Genomic DNA, 19,153 nt, shown 5'->3' with positions numbered 1-19,153 from the left:
TTATGAATTTTAAGATTGAATTTTTTCATGGTTTCTCCTTATTTTGTTTGAAGGTAAAACGCTAACAAACTAAATCTACTAAAACAAGATAATAATTTTTATAGCTTGATTAGTAATTCTATTCTAAAAAATTTTCTCTAGGCCTTCATTAAGATAATATTGTATTGCTTCTATATAGACTAAAATCTCATCGTTATTGCTTGTATCCATCAACTCATTTAACAAAAGCACTGTGCTTGTTTCATATTATTTTAGATTAAATAAGGTCAGCGCTAAAAAAATTTTTTAGGGTTTTATATTCCGGGTAATCTTGAATGGCTTGTTCAAGAACTGCTTTTGATTGTTTATAATGTCCTATTGCTCTTAAAGAACTACCCAATGACAACATACAACCTTTTTTATCTTCACTAAGTCCATACTCTAAGGCCCGTTGATAATATTCAATGGCTTCTTTGGGCTGATCACTCACATCATAAATCCAGCCTATATGATACTCTATATCTGGATCATTAGGGTGGTTCTGCAAACATTAAAATAAATAGAAGTAAAATAACTAAAACAATTTTATAAAGCTCAGGGACATAAGCTTATATTTATTTTAAATTATAGGAAGAGAGGCCTTGTGCCGTTTCTGACCTGGGTGGGTTGTATTGATCAAAAACGACGTTTTTTGATCAAGAAGGGGGGAAGATCCCCCTAATAAAAAACAATCAATCCACCTGCTTGCGCAAAAAAGTAGGAATGTCGTATTCGCTTTCTTCAAAGGCATCGGCACCCAGTTCTTTAATACGCTTTCTAAACTCTAAAGAATCAATATCACGCAGTTTCAACAGAGAGTTTTCAATTGGAATGTCTTTGTCTTTTCTCGCTTGCGGTGCAGAAGACGGTAAGCCAGCACCTACTCTTTGATTTGAATAAGCTCTTGTTTTTTGCGGGTTAAAAGCGTGATCGCGCTTACTGTCTTCATTTTCAAAGCCAGTGGCAATGACTGTGATTCTTAAATCATCACCCATGCGCTCATCGATTACGGCACCAAAGATAATATTGGCATCTTCATGCGTGGCTTCCTGAATCATCACTGCAGCTTCGTTGACTTCATGCAAAGTCATGTTTGAACTACCTGTAATGTTCAATAGAACTCCAGTTGCACCATGAATATCAATATCTTCCAGTAGTGGAGAAGAAATAGCGCGTTGGGCTGATTCTACAGAGCGTTTTTCACCTGTGGCTTGCCCAGTACCCATCATGGCTAGACCTTGGCCATTCATGATGGTTCTCACGTCAGCAAAATCCAAGTTAATCAAGCCAGGAATGGTAATTAAGTCACTGATACCACGTACCGCTTGCAACAACACTTCATCAGCCTTTTTAAATGCATCCACCATGGATGTTGATTCACCAGCAAGATTAATCAAACGTTGATTAGGGATGGTAATTAAAGTGTCGACAGTGCTTTGTAATACATCTATACCTTCTTCAGCATGCTTTTTTCTGCGTTTACCCTCAAAGATAAAAGGTTTGGTTACAACACCAATGGTCAAGGCACCACTCTCTCTAGCAATTTCCGCCACAATAGGCGCTGCTCCGGTCCCAGTTCCGCCGCCCATACCGGCAGTGATAAAGACCATATCCGCACCTTTAATATGTTCTGCAATTCTATCTCTATCTTCTAAAGCGGCTTCGCGTCCAATTTCAGGATTGGCTCCAGCACCTAAACCGCGAGTCAAAGTCTCACCAATTTGCATTTTGTGATCAGCTCTTGATGCATTGAGCGCTTGAGCATCCGTATTAACCGCAATAAAGTCAACATTGGACAAACCTTCTTCTATCATTGTGTTTACAGCATTTCCACCGCCGCCACCAACACCAATGACCTTAATCTTTGCCACATTGCTTACTTCTTCAAATTCAAACATACATTGATCTCCTTCGTTTTCTTTACTGCTCTTTCTATTGTTTTTGCTCGTATTTTTAACCACTTCAGTCATCAGCATCACTTAATTAAAAAAACTCTCCAAACCACTGCTTCACCCGATCAGAAACTTTTAAATAAGGTCCAGAACTTTTTTCTCGATAATGTTTTTGCTGCCCACTTTGCATTTGCTTGGCTCCATACTGGACAAGACCAACGGATGTTGCATAACGTGGGCTTGATACAACATCAACCAAGCCACCAACATTCTGTGGAACACCCAACCTCACTGGCAAATCAAAAACCTTTTCTGCCACGTCACTCATGCCTTCCAGCATGGAACTGCCACCAGTAATCACTATACCTGAACCCAATAGGTGAGAAAAACCACTGCGATCAATTTCTCTTTTTGCTAAAGAAAAAAGTTCTTCCGCTCTAGGTTCAATAATTTCACTCAGCAAGTGTTTAGAAATTTTTCTAGCACTTCGACCACCAACGCTAGGAACATCAATCACAACATCGGTGGCTAACTCTCTAGCAGCACAGCCATATTCACACTTTATTTTCTCTGCTTCCACTGTTGGGGTTCTTACCCCTACAGCAATATCATTGGTAAAATGCTGCCCCCCCAATGCAATCACTGAGGTATGTTGAATAGCACCTTGGGCATATAAAACAACATCGGTTGTCCCACCACCAATATCAATTAAAGCAACACCCAACTCTTTTTCATCAGGAGTCAAAATGGCTTCGGCAGACGCCAATTGCTCCAAAACAATATCTTCAACGGTTAAGCCACATTTATTGGCACATTTCACAATGTTTTGCGCCGAGGTTACTGCAGCAGTCACAATATGCACTTTAGCCTCTAACCTTACCCCTGACATCCCTACAGGATCTTTAATTTCATCCTGATCATCAACAATAAACTCTTTGGGTAAGACATGCAAAACTTCTCTATCCATAGGAATCGCAACCGCTTTTGCCGCATCTATCACTCTGTCCACATCTTGAGTTCTTACCTCTCTATCACCCACAGCAACAACACCATGGCTATTGAATCCTCGGATATGCCCTCCAGCAATACCTGCATACACGGAGGAAATTTCACATCCGGCCATTAACTCTGCTTCTTCAATGGCTTTGGCTATGGCTTGAACGGTAGAGTCAATATTAATGACAACACCTTTACGCAAACCCTTGGACTCAGCTGTGCCAATACCGACAATGTCTATGCCTTTATCACTTTTTTCACCAACAATGGCACAGACTTTGGTTGTCCCAATATCCAGACCAACAATTAAATTGTCCTTATGATTGGCCATGCTGCTCTCCTTTTCTTAATTTTACAATTGCCAGTTCACTGTAATCTAAATCTATACTCTTCACATTCACCACATTATCCCGATACTGATCCATAACACGCAGTAAACGTTGGGTTTTTTCTTGAAAATCATCTCTACCTAAAGTTACAGTCATCCCTGGTGCAGTTGAAAACAAAACCCAACCATAATCTGAATTATAGTTTACTTCAGACAAGATTCTACTTATTTGTGGGTACTGATTAAATAAAGCTAAAAGCTCTATCCCCTGCTCCAAAATACGTCTATCTTCCTCTGTCAACGAATGGCTTTCTTTTTGACTCCAAGGACCAGACAAAATTGGATAAACACCCATTTGTTGCTTTTGCGTTTCGGACAAAATATAAGCATTTCTATTCACTTGATAGAACTTATTTAACTTGACCGTTGCAAAATCGCTTAACTGATGTTTTTCAAATAATTTTTGCCCGACCCAGCTTTTTCCAAACACAACTTTGGATAGATTTTCGTTTTCAGAGTACTGCTGCACAATAAAATCTAATTCTTGTTTCTTTAATTTTTGTTGTTGTTGATAGTGCTCTACAATATTCTTATACAATTTAGTAAACAGGTCTTGAGCTTTTTCCAAGCTTATAAGCATGTTCTCCTTAACAGCTTTTAACGTACTTTCATTTAATACTATTCCTTGCATATTTGTTTGTCTCTTTGCTTGATATTTGTATATGCCAATGCCACCAACAACAATAAAGAGAATAACAAAAAAAGCGTAGACTTTCCTCTTTTTTGACGCAGATTTCAAAAAAATTTTTTTGTCTGATGAGCCAATATTTAACACTGGTCTATGGTAGCGATTCATCTTTTCTCCTTTCTTTGTAAAGCCTGTTCAATTAAAGTTTGCAAAAGATCTAAAAACGAAATCCCTGCTACACTTGCAGCTCTTGGAAATAAACTGGTGGGAGTCATGCCTGGCAAAGTATTCACTTCCAAAACAAAAACCTGATTATCTTTTATCATCATATCTACACGACAAAAATCTAAAACACCCAACACTTGAGCTGATCTATACGCTAAATCATTGGCTTGTTGTTGCAAGCTCTCACTCAACTGTGCCGGACATGCAAATTCAGTTTTTCCTGGGGTATACTTGGCTTCATAATCATAGAAACCGCTCTTGGGACTAATTTCTACAGTGGGTAAACACTGACCATTTAAGACAGCCACCGTTATTTCCCTACCAGAAATATATTGTTCTAAAAGAAAAGATTGTCCATAAGGTTTACACCACGCATAACTGTCTGAAAAATCCTCAGGTTTTTTCACCACTTTTAAACCATACGTTGAACCTTCATGACAGGGCTTAATCACTAAAGGAAAGCCTATATCAAGGGCTTTGGCTTTGATTGCCTCTAAACTTTCTGTTATCTGAACATGTTTAAAATTTGGTGTGCTAATATTGTGAGACTGCATCAAAACCTTTGATACAAATTTATTCATACATAAAGCGGAAGCTTCAACACCTGCACCCGTATACGCAATACCCAAACTATCTAATAAACCTTGTACAGTGCCATCTTCACCATAATGACCATGAAGAGCATTAATCACAAGGTCAATATCTTGGTTTAAAAGCTGATGCACAAAGCCTTGTTTTACATCAATAACTTTAACATGCTGATATCCACCGCCTTCTAAAGCACTGACAATAGCTTTTGCAGTTTTTAAAGAAACCTCTCTTTCTTTTGAAAAACCACCTTGAAGAACAACAATTTTAAGATTTTTATCAAACATCATCCTTGATCCCCCATCACAATGACTTCTTGTTGTAAATCCACCGCAAACTTTGTTTTCACAGTTTCTTTCATTAGAGTGATTAAAGCCATGGCATCAGAGCATGTTGCCGTTCCTTGATTAACAATAAAGTTGGCATGTTTCTCTGAAATTTGCGCTCCCCCTATTGTTTTTCCCTTTAATTGGGCTTGCTCAATCAATTGCGCCGCGTACAACGGCTGTGGATTTTTAAATACAGAACCAAAGCTGGGTTTGTTTAAGGGTTGATTTTTTCGGCTTTCTTTAGCTTGTTTGATTTCATTTTCAATACTTAAACCGTCACTGTGTTTAAAAAACATTTCAAGGTCGGTGACAATAAAATCTTTTTTCTTTTTAAAAGAACGGTACTCAAAATCTTTCTCGCTGACTTCCCACTGCACATCATCACCATTAACATGATAACCTTGGACCGCAATAACGTTTTGACCATACCAACCTAAGGGTGTGCCCGCATTCATGATTAATCCCCCACCCACACTTCCAGGAATACCAAAAACATAACCAAAACCTTTGAGCTTTTCTTTTCTAAGGTGATTAAGCAAAACAATATTAGCTAGACCAGCACCAACTTTATATTTTTTACCCTCAGCATTGCTACCAGCAGGTTGATAATAGGCAAAGGCTTTAGATAAATCGACAATACAACCCTGATACCCTTGGTCTTTGAATAAAACATTGGACCCTTTGCCTAAAACATCCCAATCTTTTTTCCAAACCAGCCCACTTTCTTTAAATGAAACAATGAGTTGTTTTAAAGCAGATTTTTGTTCAATCTCAACATACCACTGAGCAGAAGACTGATTTGCAAAACTTGTTTTGTTTTTTAAAGGCTTATTTTTCTTCACAGACAAACCAACAATACTGTCAAGAGACCTTTCCCATTGCTGCCAATTTTTATGCATGTCTAAACTCCTGCATTAATTGATCAACAATTGTTTTGGCTGCCTGATCATGCCTTAAGCTTAGAGCGCCTGCTCTAAACAGCTCTCTCTTTTGTTGATTAAGAATCAATTCTTTTAAGCAGCCTACAAAATCTTCAACATCAATGTCTTTACCGGTTAATACATAAGAAGCATTGTTTTTTTCCATAACAGCTGCGTTTTCTTGCTGGTGATTATCTGCTGCATAGGGATAAGGGATTAAAATACTGGGGCGTCCACAGGCAGCTATTTCAAGAATACTTGAACCAGCACGCCCTACAATAATGTCTGCCCGCTCATATGCTTTGGCAATATCAAAAATATATTCATGAACCTCATGTTCAAAGTTAAACTTTTCATAAGTTTGTAAGACTTCCTTGTAATTATGTTTACCGGTTTGATGCACAAAACTAACCTGATCTTTGTTTTCGCTCAATTTTGGAATGGCTTGTATCAATAAATCATTAATTTGCTTGGCCCCTTGTGAGCCCCCAAAAATCATGACACAGACTTTTTTTGTTTTAGGCTCTTGTGGTGGCGCAATATTTAGAATTGTTTGACGAATGGGATTGCCGGTAAACATACATTTTTTTTTGTTTAAAAACTTTTTACTTTCTTCAAAAGCAAAAAAAACTTTATTCACAAAGCTACTCACCCATTGATTGCTTAGCCCAACAACAACATTAGGCTCCAAAGTTGCTGTGATTTTTTTAGCCAAGTACGCTGACCATAAAACTGGTCCAGACATATAGCCACCGGTGCCAATAACACAATCAAATTGATGCTGTTTAATGAGTTTTCTACTTTTAAAAAATAGTTTCACAAAGTTAAGTAATGCTTTTATTTTTTGTACAAGCCCTGTTTGATTAAAACCAGAACCGCTCATTGCATACAGTGGATAACCCGCCTGTTCAATAATCTCTTGATCCAAGACTTTTTCGGTTGTTAGGAACACAATCTCATCTGCCAGTTGGTGACGCTTTAAATGGTCTGCAATAGCAATTGCTGGGTAAATATGCCCACCTGTTCCTCCTGCAACAAATGCCCACTTCATACAACCACCTTTTTAGCATTACGTTGTATAGAACCCACAGAAGAAGAAAGTGACAACAATAATGTTGCACAAAATAGACTGGCTAACAAAGATGACCGCCCATAGCTAATAAATGGCAGCGTTAGGCCTTTGGTCGGTAATAAAGCCATCACCACAGACATATTTAATACAGCTTCCAAGCCAATAAGCGCTGTTAAACCAAACGCCATGTAACGGGCAAAATCATCTTTGAGCCTGATCGATAGCTTTAATCCTTGCACAACAAAACATACAAAAAAGAAAATGAGTAACAATGACCCAACCAAACCTAACTCTTCTCCAACAACCGAGAAAATAAAATCTGTATGCGCTTCAGGTAAGTACAGTAACTTTTGTGACCCATCCCCTAAACCTTGCCCGTAGGCACCGCCTCGCTGAAAAGCCACCAAAGACTGTAAAATTTGAAAGCCTTTACCACTGGGATCATCCCATGGATTTAAAAATGTTGTTAAACGATCCAAACGATACTGTGCTCCTGCAATCAAAGCTGCGCCACCGCCTATTCCAGCAAGCAACAAGGCCAAAAGATGTGACATACGCACGCCTCCAACAAACATCATCAAGCCACAACTGGCAACAATCACTGCCGTTGAACCAAAGTCCGGTTGTTTCATCATTAACGCAACAATTAAACCCAATATAATTAACAAAGGTAACAAACCATCTGAAAAAGAATGCAATTTATCTTTCTTACGCGAAAGATAAGAGGCAACATAAATAATTAATATTGGCTTTAAAAACTCCGATACCTGTATGCGCATAAATCCTAAATTAAGCCAACGTTTTGCATAGTTCATGGTGACTCCTAGATCTGTGTAAACGGTTAAGACTAGGCCAACAATCATTAGCAGCAACATCAAAGTTGCTGTCTTTTTTAACCAATGAATTTTTATAAAGTAAACAGCTGGCATTAACAAAAACGTTAATGCCAAAACAAAAAGGTGTCGACTTAAGAAAAATGCACTTGAACCATACTTCTCTGCTGCCAGCAATGAGGATGCACTATAAATCATTATTGTTCCTAAAAACACCAGACTTATAATGCTGATCAGCAGCACATAATCCATGCTGGATAAACGATTCGATATATGTTTAGCTACCCGACTTGCCATGGACTCACCTTAACTTCAATGTGGTTAGAGATAACAATGCCAAAACAATTGCAATGATCCAAAATCTTACTATAACCTTGGGTTCTGCCCAGCCTTTAAGCTCAAAGTGATGGTGAACAGGTGCCATCTTAAACACTCTTTTACCCGTTAATTTAAAAGAGATGACTTGAATAATAACGCTGACCGTTTCAAGCACAAAAATTCCACCCACCAAAAACAACAGCAATTCCTGCTTAACAATAACTGCTGCAAGACCTAAACTTGCCCCCAAAGATAAAGAGCCCACATCACCCATAAATACTTGAGCCGGATACGTATTGTACCATAAAAACCCTAAGCCAGCCCCGAGCATGGCGCCAAAGAAAACACACAGCTCCCCAGCACCAGGAACAGGGTATAAGTTTAAGTAGCTTGAAAATTCATCATGTCCTGCCAGATAAGAAAAAATTAAAAAACATCCTGCAGCAACTAAAATAGGCCCAATGGCTAGACCATCCAAACCGTCTGTTAAGTTTACCGCATTGGACGTAGCAACAATGACTAAACAAGAAAAAATAATAAACAATACAACCGGTAAAACAATATTGGGATCTTTTATAAAAGGAACCTGCAAATTCAAATCAAAACCCTGTTTCCATAAGACAATTGAAAAAAAAGCTGCACATAACCATTGAAAAATAAACTTAACTTTAGCTGTCATTCCCTTGGTTTTTTTTACTTTAGACGTATCATCAATAAAGCCAATCAACCCAAAAAACAGTACACAGGCCAACATCAACCAAATATAATAAATATCTAGCCTTGCCCATAAGATACTTGCACAAACAATAGACAAAATAATCATCATTCCACCCATGGTAGGCGTGCCGCTTTTTTTCTGATGACTTTGGGGAACATCTTCACGCACATTACTGGCATGTCCCTGCTTACGCTTCAAATAACGGATAATGGGTGGCCCTAAAAAAAGAGAAATACTTAAAGCGGTTAAAATTGAAAGAAACACTCTAAATGAAATGTATTGAAAAACTCTAAATGCCGTTTCATTTAATGCTAGCCAATCAACCAAGTGATAAAACATTATCCCACCTTCCTGAATTTTGGGCTTTTTTGTAATTCCGCTACAACAGTTTCTAAAGCATTACTTCTGGAACCTTTGAACAAAATTACCATATCCTTTTGAATTTCTTGTTTTATCTTATTCAATAACGGCTCTTTTTCATTAAAGTGAAAGCATCGTTTAGATTCATTTTCATTGAAAAATTCAGCAATAATTTTTGTTTCATCGCCAAAGCATAAAATTGTATTAATTGCGCTTTCTTTTGCAATGGCTTTAGCCACCAATAGATGGTTTTCTCGGCTAAACACTCCATTTTCAGCCATATCACCCAAAACAAGAACTTTATTTTTCTGCGACATACTGCTTAGTGTTTTTATTGCAATCAACGTAGAGTCTAAGTTGGCGTTGTAACAATCCAACAACAGCACAATATCATTGGCCAAAACTATGGTTTCCTGTCTTAAGGCAGGCAAATATAGACTGGGCAAGCTATCTTTGACTGAATCAGCATCAATATTCAGAACATCTGCAACACACAGCGCAAACAAAACATTACTTAAGTTATGCTTTCCCAACAAACGTATAGTATTTTTAAACTGCCCCTTATTCCCATAATTAATCATTTGCTCTTGGTTTTCATCTAGCACGTAAACATCTGCCTCACGATGCTCTAGAGAAAAACTTTTCTTTTTAAACCCATAGTTTTTTGATTCAACAACAGGTGCTAACCTTGAATCATCAAGATTTATAATCGCTGTACCGGTTTGACTTTTGTTTTCATTGAGCCAACGCAAAATTTGTTTTTTTTCTTGTGCGATGCCTTCTATGTTTTCAAAAAAACCAATATGCGCTCTTCCAATATTGGTTATCCCCGCAATATCCGGCTGGGCTATTGCCGTTAAGGGATAGATCTCTCCTGGATGATTCATGCCCAGTTCCAATACATGTAGGTCATCATTTTTTTGAATAGACAACAAAGACAAAGGAACCCCTAAAGCATTATTCCATGAGTTTCTCGGTGGGGTAATCTTAAATTTTGCTTTTAATATCTGAAAACATAAATACTTTGTGCTGGTTTTACCATTAGAGCCGGTAATGGCAACCACTGTCTGCCCCCAAGCTTTTCTCCATGCGGTAGCAAACTTTTGCAGCGCAACAAGTGTATCGTCAACCTCCAACTGTAATTCTGGATCAATACTTTCATCTTTCTTTGATACAACAATCGCACAGGCACCTTTATTTAAAGCGTCTTGAGCAAAATCATGGCCATCAACACCAGACTCACCTTTAATTGCAAAAAACACATCGCCAGATTCAATCACACGACTATCAATACAGACTCCCCGCATTGAACCAGGAAGCGCTCTAGCAAAAATACGCTTAACGGGTTCACTGCTTTTAAAATCATCAGAGAAATCAACTGTTACACGCAAGCGCTTATCGTTCATGATGGCCTGTTCATGGTCATGTAAATAGGACTGCTTGCTCATCATATTTTAGTTTCCCCTAAACTTGATGACAAGTAGACTTTAACTTTGTGTAAATCCACAATACTCGACCCTGGATCGGGGCGCTGTGAGTAAACATTGCCATGCCCTATAATCTCAACATCAAAGTTTTGGCCAGATGCCCAAGACAAGACCTCACGCAAAGACAAACCTTTTAAATTTTGTAAATTATCTTTACCTTCAATGATCGAGTCTTTTTTATGATCATTTTCTGGTTTTTCTTGAGCCATCATAAACATATTGTCTGTTTCTTGAAGTGTTGGCTTAACTCCAGCATACTGTAGTGATTCTGACATTACTGCAGAAAATATAGGTGCGGCTAGCTCTCCACCATGACGGTATTGCTTTGGTTTTTTATAGCCAATAAATAAAACATACTTTGGCTTTTCTAAAGGGGCAAAGCCAATGAACGAACTGAATAAATCTGAATTGGAGTAACGGCCTGTTGAGCTATCAACAATCTGTGCCGACCCCGTTTTACCCGCAACATTGAATCCATCGATTCTTGCTCTGTATCCAGTACCGCCTTTTTGAGTCACGGCAAACATCCATTTATGAATAAACTCCAATGTTTTATCTGAAATAATTTTAGTTTTAGATTTCTTTATTTCTTCTTTTGATTTAACCAACATGCTTGGCTGAACTGCATAGCCCCCATTGGCAAAGCTTGCCGCAGCTGACACCATTTGAACAGCTGTCACACCAAGACCTTGACCAAAAGATATATTGGCCACATCCATAGGTTGCCAAGATTTATATCTTGATAACAGCCCATTCAGTTCCCCAGGAAAATCTAAGCCAGTTTTTTGACCAAAACCATAGTTAACAATAGCTTTGTATAAATTATGGGCACCCAAATCCAAACCTATTCTGGCTGACCCCACATTATTTGAATATTTTAAAATACCCTCTGGATCTAGCCATGTTTTTTGAATGGAGTTGCGTATGGCTTTTGAGCCAAAATTTAAACTCCCCTCTTCACAGTGAAAAATTTGATCGGGTTTTAGCGCTTTTTTTTCCAAAGCTGCCGCCATGGTAAAAATTTTAAATGTAGATCCAGGTTCAAAAACTTCCTGAACTGCTCGGTTACGCCAGTGCTGCATTGGGTATTGAGAAAATTGATTCGGGTTAACCTGAGGATAAGAGGCCATAGCTAAAACTTCACCACTGTAAGGATCCATTAACACCCCCACAGCCGATTCGCTTTTCGTTTCTTGAGCACCCATGGCTAATTTTTCTTCAAGAATATACTGTAAATTGGCATCAATACTTAAGGCTAAGTGTGTACTGCGTTTCTTTGCTCTTACAGCAGCAACTTCTGAGTATATTGTTCTGCCTTTTCCATCTTTTTTGGTGGCAATGGAGCGCTCTTCTTGGACCAGCTGATCATCATAATAACGCTCAATACCCTCCAAACCTTTACCTTCATAACCGACAAAACCCAAGACTTGTCCTGCTAACTCTTTATCAGGGTAAAATCGTTTCCACTCACTGACATAATGTAAGCCAGCAATATCAAGCGCTTTAATTTTTTCTTCTATTTCTGGGTTAGCAAAACGACTCACCCAAGCAAAACGCCGAGAACCATTTTTGACACGTTTCAACAGCTTCCTAGAACTTACCCCAAATAAACTGGCCAATTGTTCAATTTCTGCTTGCGTTGGTTTAAAAATATGAGGGTCCACAAAATAGGATGGCACTTTTAAACTTAACGCCAATGTCCTTCCTTTACGATCAAAAATAGTTCCTCTTTTGGTGGCCAAATGTATGGTACGGTTATTCTGCCGGCCCATATTGGCGATTCTTTCATCTGCAAACAGGTGCAGTTGAACACTTCTCACAACTAGACTTACAAACGAAAGCATGAAAAGACTCAAAACAAATAATACTTTTGCCTTAAAAAGTTTGTTTTCAAAAGTCATGCACACCCCCACTGTTTTTAAGGGTTACAGAGATTGGATGAACTGAAGAGTTAAGATTTAACTTCTCTTTTGCAATTTTTGTAATACGTTTTGGATTTTTAAGCACTGCCAGCTCAAGAAGCAAAATGTCTCTTTCGTTTTCTTTTTTAGCCAAAGACTGCTCTAATTGACCCACCTCATAACTAAGCTCAAGCAACAAAAACCTTGAACGTACATATAATAGAGAAAACGATAAAGTCATCAACAGCGCAGCCAACACAATTAACTTTTTATGCGCTAGTAATTTCATTGTTCACCTCTGCCCAAACATTCCACAACACGCATTTTAGCGCTTCTTGAGCGCGGATTAACTGCTATTTCTTCTTCACTGGGGACAATAACCTTTTTATTGATACGTTTAATGAAGCCTTGCTTTTCCTTTTCTTTAAAAAGCTGCTTGACTAGCCTGTCTTCAATAGAATGAAATGTGATCACCACAATTCTTGCCATGGCTTTAAGGTTTTCACATAAATAGTCTAAAACAACTTTGATTTCACCCATTTCATCATTGACAGCAATACGAATAGCTTGAAACACTCGAGACAAAACTGCCTGCTTTTTTTTTCCCTTAATAAAATCAGGAATGGCTTTGACAATACAATCAACCAAATCTTGGGTAGTGAATAACTGCGTTTGTCTCTCTTTTATGGTTCTGGCTATTCTGCCAGAAAAGTTTTCTTCACCATAATCTTTAATGATTCTCTTAAGCTCTTGTTCTGAACTCTTTAAAATTAAATCTTTAGCGGTTATTGAACTCTGATGGTCCATGCGCATATCCAATGGACCGTCGTGCATATAAGAAAAACCTCGCTCAGGATGATCAAGTTGAAAGGACGAAACCCCGCAATCAACCAATGCCCCATCGTATTTTTGCCAATTTTTCTGCTCATTGAGCCAAACTGGAACTTGACTCATGGTCTTATGATGCAAAAACAGCCTTTTCCCCAGCAAGTTTTTATTTTTATAACTGGCTATAGCCTGAGTGTCTTTATCAAATGCATCCACCGTTCCCAAGTCTGCAGTTTGCTCTAAAATAGCCTCACTGTGGCCACCTCCACCAAAAGTAAAATCTAGATAGTGCTTTCCTGGAACACAGTTTAAGTACTCCACAGCTTCTTTAAGTAAGACTGTAATATGCTGGCTTTCATAGACTTGTTCTGCTGATCTATCCATCGTTAAATCCCCAAATCCGACAACACACTACTCATGGCACTGAATTTTTCTTGAGATTCAGCAAACGCTTTATCCCATCTATCTTTAGACCATAATTCAATTTTTTTAAGCATCCCTACAAAAACCACTTCTTTTTCTATTGCTGCATGCTGGCGCAAAAAGGCTGGAATCAAAATACGCCCTTGTTTATCAAACTGACAATTGCTGGCTCCTGAAAGAAAAAACCGTTGAAAAACCTGAACCTCCGGCTTAAGCTGAGGCAATTGCGCAATCTTTTTTTCCAGAGCATCCCACTCTTCTTGGGGATAACACACCAAACAATCATTAAAACGGGTTAGCACCAAAGCCTCGCTATAATTTTCCTGAATCAAATCCCTAAAATTAGACGGCACACTGACACGACCTTTGGTATCTATCGTATGTTCGTATTGCCCTCTAAACACAGTTACCTTTCTTCAAAAAAATGTTACACTTCATACCACACCGTAGAGACTATACTCCACTTTGTCCCACTATATCCCACTTCGTATGTCTTCGCCAACTTTTTGTCAAAGAGAATTTGCTTAAATCCACAATGCAAACGCAATTTCAACAGTTTAAAGCCTTCATAAATTAAATTTGAAATAATTATTACCTCTATATATTGATATAGCTTGATTTTTACCGAAGAACGAGCAAGCAAGCGAAAGCGCTTGCGAGCGCAAAAGGGTGAATTGACGGAAACCGCGTTTTCGTCAAGAGGGGAAAAGCGTTTTTCCCTCTCAGAAAAAAAACAAATCACTTGACAAGTCTGAAAAAGACTCATATGTGTCGCCTGATTATGTCTAAATATGCGATAGTACAAGTAGGAAACCACCAATTCAAAGCTACCCCTGGTGAAATTATCACCATTGAAAAGCTGGATGGTGAAGTTGGAAGTGAAGTGAAATTTAATCAAGTCTTGGCTGTGTCTGATGGCGCAACCTTAAAAACAGGTGAAGGCTTAAAATCTACTGTTACAGGTGAAATTCGTGCTCAAGTAAAAGCCAAAAAAATTGTCGTCTTTAAGAAAAAAAGAAGACAAGGCTACAAGAAGAAGCAAGGGCACAGACAAAACTATACACAAGTAGAAATCAAAACAATCGAAGGGTAATAAGTTTAGGTTATACGATGTTAACAAATACCCCCTGATTTTTTTCAGAAGCGTGGAAACGAGATTTTATATCGATGTTGACCGCAAAGGGGTGAATTGACGGAAACCGCGTTTTCGTCAAGAGGGGAAAAGCGTTTTCCCCAAGGAGAAAAAGTAAATGGCACATAAAAAAGCTGGTGGTAGTTCTAAAAACGGTCGCGACAGTCAGGGTCAGCGACGCGGTGTTAAAATTTATGCAGGTCAAAGCGTCAAAGCGGGCAATATTATTGTAAGACAAGTAGGCACCAAAATTCATCCTGGTGACAATGTTGGCCTTGGTAAAGATTATACTATTTTTGCAAAAACAGATGGTGTTGTTAAGTTTGACCGTGTAGGTAAAGACAAAAAGAAAGTCAGCGTTGTTTTAGCCTCTTAACGTCCAATAACGTATTGAATTTAAAAAGCCTGACTAAAATTAGTCGGGCTTTTTTTTTACGGCAAAAAAAATATGGCAAAAAATAATACATTCTTAGATCATGTTAAAATTTTCATCAAAGCTGGCGATGGCGGTGATGGTCACGTCGGTTTTAGGCGTGAACGCTATATTCCTAAAGGTGGCCCTGATGGTGGCGATGGCGGCAAAGGCGGTGATATTTATATGGTCGCTTCAAAACATTTAAGTACACTTTTAGATTACAAAAAAAAGCGCCATCACAAAGCTAAAAATGGTCAGCCCGGTGGAACACGCCAAAAAAATGGTGCACAAGGTGCTCCGGTTTATCTTAAAGTGCCGCCGGGAACCCTTGCCTATCACGCAGAAAGCCAAGAAAAATTGGGCGAGGTGTTTGCGCATGATGAAACTTGCCTTTTACAAAAAGGCGGTAAAGGCGGCTTAGGCAATATTCATTTTAAATCTTCCGTCAACCAAGCCCCACAAAAAGCAACACCAGGTAAAACGGTGGAAGGCATGTGGATTTATCTGGAGCTAAAAATATTGGCCGATGTAGGCATCATTGGTCTCCCCAATGCTGGAAAATCCACTTTACTTAGTCACATCACTAAAGCAAAATCAAAAAGTGCAGACTACCCCTTTACCACCATCCACCCTTTTCTTGGGGTTGTTCATTTTAAAGATCAAAATCTAATATTGGCCGACATCCCAGGCTTAATTGAAGGCGCCAGTGAAGGGATAGGTCTAGGCCATGACTTTTTACGACATATTGAACGTGCTAAAAACTTAATTCATTTAATTGATGCTTCATGCAACGACCTTGAGCAAATTGTAAAAAATTATCATACCATTGAAAGTGAATTAAAAGCCTATGACCCATCTCTTCTCAATAAAAGAAGCTTGATTGTTTTTAACAAAATGGACTTACTAGCCATAAAAGAACAAGAAAAGTTGAAAGTTGCTCTAAAAAAGAAATTCAGTGAAGCTTGCTTCATTTCTGCAAATACGCCTGAAAGCTTAGATGAACTTAAAGAAAAAATGCAAGAACAATTTTTAAAACCTTTAAAAAAATAAGGATATTATTTGATTCATATGCATCATCTTTGTTATAATAAAGATATTCTGAGTAAAGTAACAACAAAACAAAAACAGTCTGTTCTTTCACCCGATCTCAAATCCAAAAAAGTCCTGCAAATAGCATCTAACCAAAAAGCATTGGATCTTAAAGTATTTAATGTTCAAGGTCATTCTGCTTATGCCGATTTTTTTGTGGTGATGAGTGCTACATCGACAACCCATGCCCAAGGCTTGGCTGATGCCATTTTAAAGCAATTTCCAAAAGGGAGTCAGCATTTAGAAGGCTATCAAAATGGTCAATGGATATTGTTGGATGTTGGAGATGTCGTCGTGCATATTTTTCTAGAAGAGGCCCGTGAACATTACAACTTTGATAAGTTGTGGGGACACGTACCTTATGAAAAAGTTCATGATGCGGCTCTCCTGACCGCACATTAGGACAGTTTTTCAAAACTCAACTCACTTTTTGTTGAACAACACTGGGTGATTGTGCAACATATTGCTTATAAGCAAAAATATTAAGTGTTTTTATCTAAAATCTAAACATACCAGAATCAATTGTGAAAATTACAATCGTCACATTTTCAAAAAAGCCAAGTGCAACAGAGCAAAGTTGGATTGATGTTTACCAAAAACGTCTGAAACATTATTGTGACTTTGAAATATTACGCTACGCTGAAAACAAAAGCTTGAGTGATATATTTAAAAAGAAAATGACAAAAGCTTATATCATTGCTTTGGATGAAAGTGGCCAAGAGTTAAGCTCAAAAAAGCTTGCCTATAAGCTTAATCAGCACACAACTCAAGACTTATACTTTATCATAGGAGGGTCTTACGGTTTGCCTAAAGATATAAAGAACTTTACTAAAGAATACATAAGCCTTTCTAAAATGACTCTTCCTCACCGTATTGCTTTATTGGTATTAACAGAGCAAATTTACCGCGCTTTTACCATACTAAACAATTCGCCCTACCATCACAGTTAAGCCTAACAATACAATTCTAATGACACATAAGTTGCTTTAAACAAAGCATGAAAATGGCTCTTCATACATGCACGATAAACTCAGTAAAAAAACTCTCGTCTGATCCAAACATCAAAGACATCAAAAAAGCAATTAAGTATAAGATTTTTTTAAACCTATCAAGCTGTCTTTACTTCAAACACTGATTATAAAGCGCGCACATCTTATTTTAACTCAATAGAAAAAAAACTTTGTTGACAACACTTTTTTAACTGGATATGTCCAAAATATGGACAAAAAAACAATCCTTCTCATTGATGATGACAAACTCATATATCACTCTCTAAAGCTAGAATTAGAGCAACATTATACGGTTGACTGGGCAAGCAACTATCAAGAATCCGTCCAATATTTAGACAAAAACACTCCCAGTGCTATTTTACTGGATATTCACTTACAAGAAAACAATGGCCTGGATATCTTACCTGATTTAATACAGTTAACCCCAGACTGTCCCATACTCATGCTCACAGGTTCAACACGAACCGAACAAATTTCTCAGGCCTTAAAAATAGGGGCCTTCGATTATGTTTCAAAACCTTTTCAAAGCGAAGATCTTTTATTTACTTTATGTAGAGCTATTGACAACTGTGCAAATGACAGCACTCTACCTTATGAATTTATTGGCCGCTCACAAAGTATTCAAAAAATAAGAACACTGGCAAAAAAAGCGGCTTCAAGCTCCGCCAATATCTTAATACAAGGTGAAAGCGGCACTGGCAAAGAAGTCATGGCACGGATGATTCATCGCATGTCAGAAAAAAAGTCCTTTATTGCGGTAAACTGCGCTGCTGTTCCTTCAGAACTGATGGAATCTACTTTTTTTGGCCATGAAAAAGGATCTTTTACTGGCGCCACTGATTTAAAACGCGGGAAATTTGAAGTTGCAGATCAAGGCAATTTATTTTTAGATGAAGTTAGCTGTATGCCCTTAAGTTTACAGGCAAAACTATTGCGTGTCTTGCAAGAAAAAGAATTTGAACGTGTTGGCGGCAACCGTATCATTCATTCTAATTTCCGAGTCATCGCTGCCAGCAATGAGAACCTGCACGAAATGATTGCTCAAAAAACATTCCGAGAAGATTTATTTTATCGTCTCAATATTATTGAAATTGAAATTCCACCTTTAAGAGAGCGACCAGAAGATATTCCTTTATTGATCAATTATTTTCTAGATCAAAACGACAAAAATCCAGATGGTAAAAGGATAAATGCTGAGGCCAAAGGCATGTTGGCCGCTTATCCATGGCCAGGCAATGCCCGGCAGCTGTTTCATACCCTTGAACAAATGTTACTGTTAGCGGATGAAGATGAACTGGGTATCCATAATATTCCTAAACGCATACGCAGTGAGTTAATGATGGTAACAAACCATCATCAAATACCTAGACCGGTCAATGAATTTAAAGATGCTTTGGATGACTTTGAACGTGATTTTATAACGCGCGCTATTGATAACAGCAACAAAAACTACTCTGAGGCTGCCAAGCTACTTAATATTTCAAGATCCAGTTTATATTCAAGAATGAAACGCTTGGATATGGGTAGCGAAGAACTGTAAAACTATTTTTAAACGTATAATGTAAACACATTGCTGCTTACCA

Annotated in this window: 20 protein-coding genes; 6 read left to right on the top strand and 14 right to left on the bottom strand. The window is 38.1% G+C overall.

Going from position 1 to position 19,153, the window contains the following annotated elements:
* Positions 1–256 precede the first annotated feature (256 nt).
* The 14 genes from MRY82_00555 to mraZ form a co-directional block, all read right to left on the bottom strand.
* Complete coding sequence (locus MRY82_00555; GenBank protein ID MCI5071420.1) at positions 257–526, bottom strand: tetratricopeptide repeat protein; 270 nt, start codon at positions 524–526, stop codon at positions 257–259.
* A 184-nt stretch (positions 527–710) separates the two neighbouring features.
* The gene (gene ftsZ, locus MRY82_00550; GenBank protein ID MCI5071419.1) at positions 711–1,916 is read right to left on the bottom strand and encodes a cell division protein FtsZ; all 1,206 of its coding nucleotides are present in this window, start codon (positions 1,914–1,916) and stop codon (positions 711–713) included.
* An 85-nt stretch (positions 1,917–2,001) separates the two neighbouring features.
* A complete protein-coding gene (gene ftsA, locus MRY82_00545) occupies positions 2,002–3,237 on the bottom strand; it encodes a cell division protein FtsA (GenBank protein ID MCI5071418.1) in 1,236 nt (411 codons plus the stop codon).
* A complete protein-coding gene (locus MRY82_00540) occupies positions 3,224–3,925 on the bottom strand; it encodes a cell division protein FtsQ (protein MCI5071417.1) in 702 nt (233 codons plus the stop codon). Before MRY82_00540 ends, ftsA begins: the two co-directional genes overlap by 14 nt.
* 161 nt (positions 3,926–4,086) lie before the next feature.
* Positions 4,087–5,025: a D-alanine--D-alanine ligase gene (locus tag MRY82_00535; protein ID MCI5071416.1), complete on the bottom strand. Its 939-nt coding sequence runs from the start codon at positions 5,023–5,025 to the stop codon at positions 4,087–4,089.
* Positions 5,022–5,963, bottom strand: a complete 942-nt coding sequence (murB, locus tag MRY82_00530; GenBank protein ID MCI5071415.1) for a UDP-N-acetylmuramate dehydrogenase — start codon at positions 5,961–5,963, stop codon at positions 5,022–5,024. Before murB ends, MRY82_00535 begins: the two co-directional genes overlap by 4 nt.
* On the bottom strand, positions 5,956–7,035 hold the full coding sequence (murG, locus tag MRY82_00525; protein MCI5071414.1) for an undecaprenyldiphospho-muramoylpentapeptide beta-N-acetylglucosaminyltransferase: 1,080 nt from the start codon (positions 7,033–7,035) through the stop codon (positions 5,956–5,958). Before murG ends, murB begins: the two co-directional genes overlap by 8 nt.
* Positions 7,032–8,186 (bottom strand): putative lipid II flippase FtsW, encoded by a 1,155-nt coding sequence (gene ftsW, locus MRY82_00520; GenBank protein MCI5071413.1) that lies wholly within the window; start codon positions 8,184–8,186, stop codon positions 7,032–7,034. The genes murG and ftsW overlap by 4 nt, the downstream gene beginning before the upstream one ends.
* 4 nt (positions 8,187–8,190) lie before the next feature.
* Complete coding sequence (mraY, locus tag MRY82_00515) at positions 8,191–9,264, bottom strand: phospho-N-acetylmuramoyl-pentapeptide-transferase (GenBank protein ID MCI5071412.1); 1,074 nt, start codon at positions 9,262–9,264, stop codon at positions 8,191–8,193.
* Positions 9,264–10,736 (bottom strand): UDP-N-acetylmuramoyl-tripeptide--D-alanyl-D-alanine ligase, encoded by a 1,473-nt coding sequence (gene murF, locus MRY82_00510; GenBank protein MCI5071411.1) that lies wholly within the window; start codon positions 10,734–10,736, stop codon positions 9,264–9,266. Before murF ends, mraY begins: the two co-directional genes overlap by 1 nt.
* Positions 10,733–12,673 carry a PASTA domain-containing protein gene (locus MRY82_00505; GenBank protein MCI5071410.1) on the bottom strand — a complete coding sequence of 647 codons (1,941 nt, stop codon included), beginning with the start codon at positions 12,671–12,673 and terminating at the stop codon, positions 10,733–10,735. The genes murF and MRY82_00505 overlap by 4 nt, the downstream gene beginning before the upstream one ends.
* The gene (locus MRY82_00500; protein MCI5071409.1) at positions 12,663–12,962 is read right to left on the bottom strand and encodes a cell division protein FtsL; all 300 of its coding nucleotides are present in this window, start codon (positions 12,960–12,962) and stop codon (positions 12,663–12,665) included. The genes MRY82_00505 and MRY82_00500 overlap by 11 nt, the downstream gene beginning before the upstream one ends.
* Complete coding sequence (rsmH, locus tag MRY82_00495; GenBank protein ID MCI5071408.1) at positions 12,959–13,885, bottom strand: 16S rRNA (cytosine(1402)-N(4))-methyltransferase RsmH; 927 nt, start codon at positions 13,883–13,885, stop codon at positions 12,959–12,961. The genes MRY82_00500 and rsmH overlap by 4 nt, the downstream gene beginning before the upstream one ends.
* Before the next feature lie 2 nt (positions 13,886–13,887).
* The gene (gene mraZ / locus MRY82_00490) at positions 13,888–14,328 is read right to left on the bottom strand and encodes a division/cell wall cluster transcriptional repressor MraZ (GenBank protein MCI5071407.1); all 441 of its coding nucleotides are present in this window, start codon (positions 14,326–14,328) and stop codon (positions 13,888–13,890) included.
* Between the two features lie 377 nt (positions 14,329–14,705).
* Between mraZ and rplU the strand changes: the two genes are divergently transcribed.
* The 6 genes from rplU (at position 14,706) to MRY82_00460 (ending at position 19,110) form a co-directional block, all read left to right on the top strand.
* Positions 14,706–15,017: a 50S ribosomal protein L21 gene (gene rplU / locus MRY82_00485; protein MCI5071406.1), complete on the top strand. Its 312-nt coding sequence runs from the start codon at positions 14,706–14,708 to the stop codon at positions 15,015–15,017.
* A gap of 157 nt (positions 15,018–15,174) precedes the next feature.
* A complete protein-coding gene (rpmA, locus tag MRY82_00480; protein MCI5071405.1) occupies positions 15,175–15,432 on the top strand; it encodes a 50S ribosomal protein L27 in 258 nt (85 codons plus the stop codon).
* Between the two features lie 72 nt (positions 15,433–15,504).
* Positions 15,505–16,521, top strand: a complete 1,017-nt coding sequence (gene obgE, locus MRY82_00475; protein MCI5071404.1) for a GTPase ObgE — start codon at positions 15,505–15,507, stop codon at positions 16,519–16,521.
* 18 nt (positions 16,522–16,539) lie between these two features.
* On the top strand, positions 16,540–16,962 hold the full coding sequence (rsfS, locus tag MRY82_00470) for a ribosome silencing factor (GenBank protein ID MCI5071403.1): 423 nt from the start codon (positions 16,540–16,542) through the stop codon (positions 16,960–16,962).
* Between the two features lie 122 nt (positions 16,963–17,084).
* Complete coding sequence (locus MRY82_00465; GenBank protein ID MCI5071402.1) at positions 17,085–17,510, top strand: 23S rRNA (pseudouridine(1915)-N(3))-methyltransferase RlmH; 426 nt, start codon at positions 17,085–17,087, stop codon at positions 17,508–17,510.
* 268 nt (positions 17,511–17,778) lie between these two features.
* A complete protein-coding gene (locus MRY82_00460) occupies positions 17,779–19,110 on the top strand; it encodes a sigma-54 dependent transcriptional regulator (GenBank protein ID MCI5071401.1) in 1,332 nt (443 codons plus the stop codon).
* Positions 19,111–19,153 lie beyond the last annotated feature (43 nt).

The sequence above is a fragment of the bacterium genome (assembly GCA_022763185.1).
Classification (GTDB): Bacteria; Bdellovibrionota_G; JALEGL01; order JALEGL01; family JALEGL01; genus JALEGL01.
The sequence above is the reverse complement of the archived record's forward strand: the minus strand, read 5'-3'. Positions and strand labels throughout refer to the sequence as shown.

Bases quoted from the DNA above. Each gene is read 5' to 3' on its own strand.
- ftsZ (MCI5071419.1), bottom strand. From the start codon at position 1,916: ATGTTTGAATTTGAAGAAGTAAGCAATGTGGCAAAGATTAAGGTCATT.
- murF (MCI5071411.1), bottom strand. From the start codon at position 10,736: ATGATGAGCAAGCAGTCCTATTTACATGACCATGAACAGGCCATCATG.
- rpmA (MCI5071405.1), top strand. From the start codon at position 15,175: ATGGCACATAAAAAAGCTGGTGGTAGTTCTAAAAACGGTCGCGACAGT.
- obgE (MCI5071404.1), top strand. From the start codon at position 15,505: ATGGCAAAAAATAATACATTCTTAGATCATGTTAAAATTTTCATCAAA.
- MRY82_00540 (MCI5071417.1), bottom strand. From the start codon at position 3,925: ATGCAAGGAATAGTATTAAATGAAAGTACGTTAAAAGCTGTTAAGGAG.
- ftsW (MCI5071413.1), bottom strand. From the start codon at position 8,186: ATGGCAAGTCGGGTAGCTAAACATATATCGAATCGTTTATCCAGCATG.
- mraY (MCI5071412.1), bottom strand. From the start codon at position 9,264: ATGTTTTATCACTTGGTTGATTGGCTAGCATTAAATGAAACGGCATTT.
- rsfS (MCI5071403.1), top strand. From the start codon at position 16,540: ATGCATCATCTTTGTTATAATAAAGATATTCTGAGTAAAGTAACAACA.
- rsmH (MCI5071408.1), bottom strand. From the start codon at position 13,885: ATGGATAGATCAGCAGAACAAGTCTATGAAAGCCAGCATATTACAGTC.
- MRY82_00535 (MCI5071416.1), bottom strand. From the start codon at position 5,025: ATGATGTTTGATAAAAATCTTAAAATTGTTGTTCTTCAAGGTGGTTTT.
- rplU (MCI5071406.1), top strand. From the start codon at position 14,706: ATGTCTAAATATGCGATAGTACAAGTAGGAAACCACCAATTCAAAGCT.
- ftsA (MCI5071418.1), bottom strand. From the start codon at position 3,237: ATGGCCAATCATAAGGACAATTTAATTGTTGGTCTGGATATTGGGACA.
- MRY82_00505 (MCI5071410.1), bottom strand. From the start codon at position 12,673: ATGACTTTTGAAAACAAACTTTTTAAGGCAAAAGTATTATTTGTTTTG.
- MRY82_00460 (MCI5071401.1), top strand. From the start codon at position 17,779: ATGGACAAAAAAACAATCCTTCTCATTGATGATGACAAACTCATATAT.
- murB (MCI5071415.1), bottom strand. From the start codon at position 5,963: ATGCATAAAAATTGGCAGCAATGGGAAAGGTCTCTTGACAGTATTGTT.
- MRY82_00500 (MCI5071409.1), bottom strand. From the start codon at position 12,962: ATGAAATTACTAGCGCATAAAAAGTTAATTGTGTTGGCTGCGCTGTTG.
- murG (MCI5071414.1), bottom strand. From the start codon at position 7,035: ATGAAGTGGGCATTTGTTGCAGGAGGAACAGGTGGGCATATTTACCCA.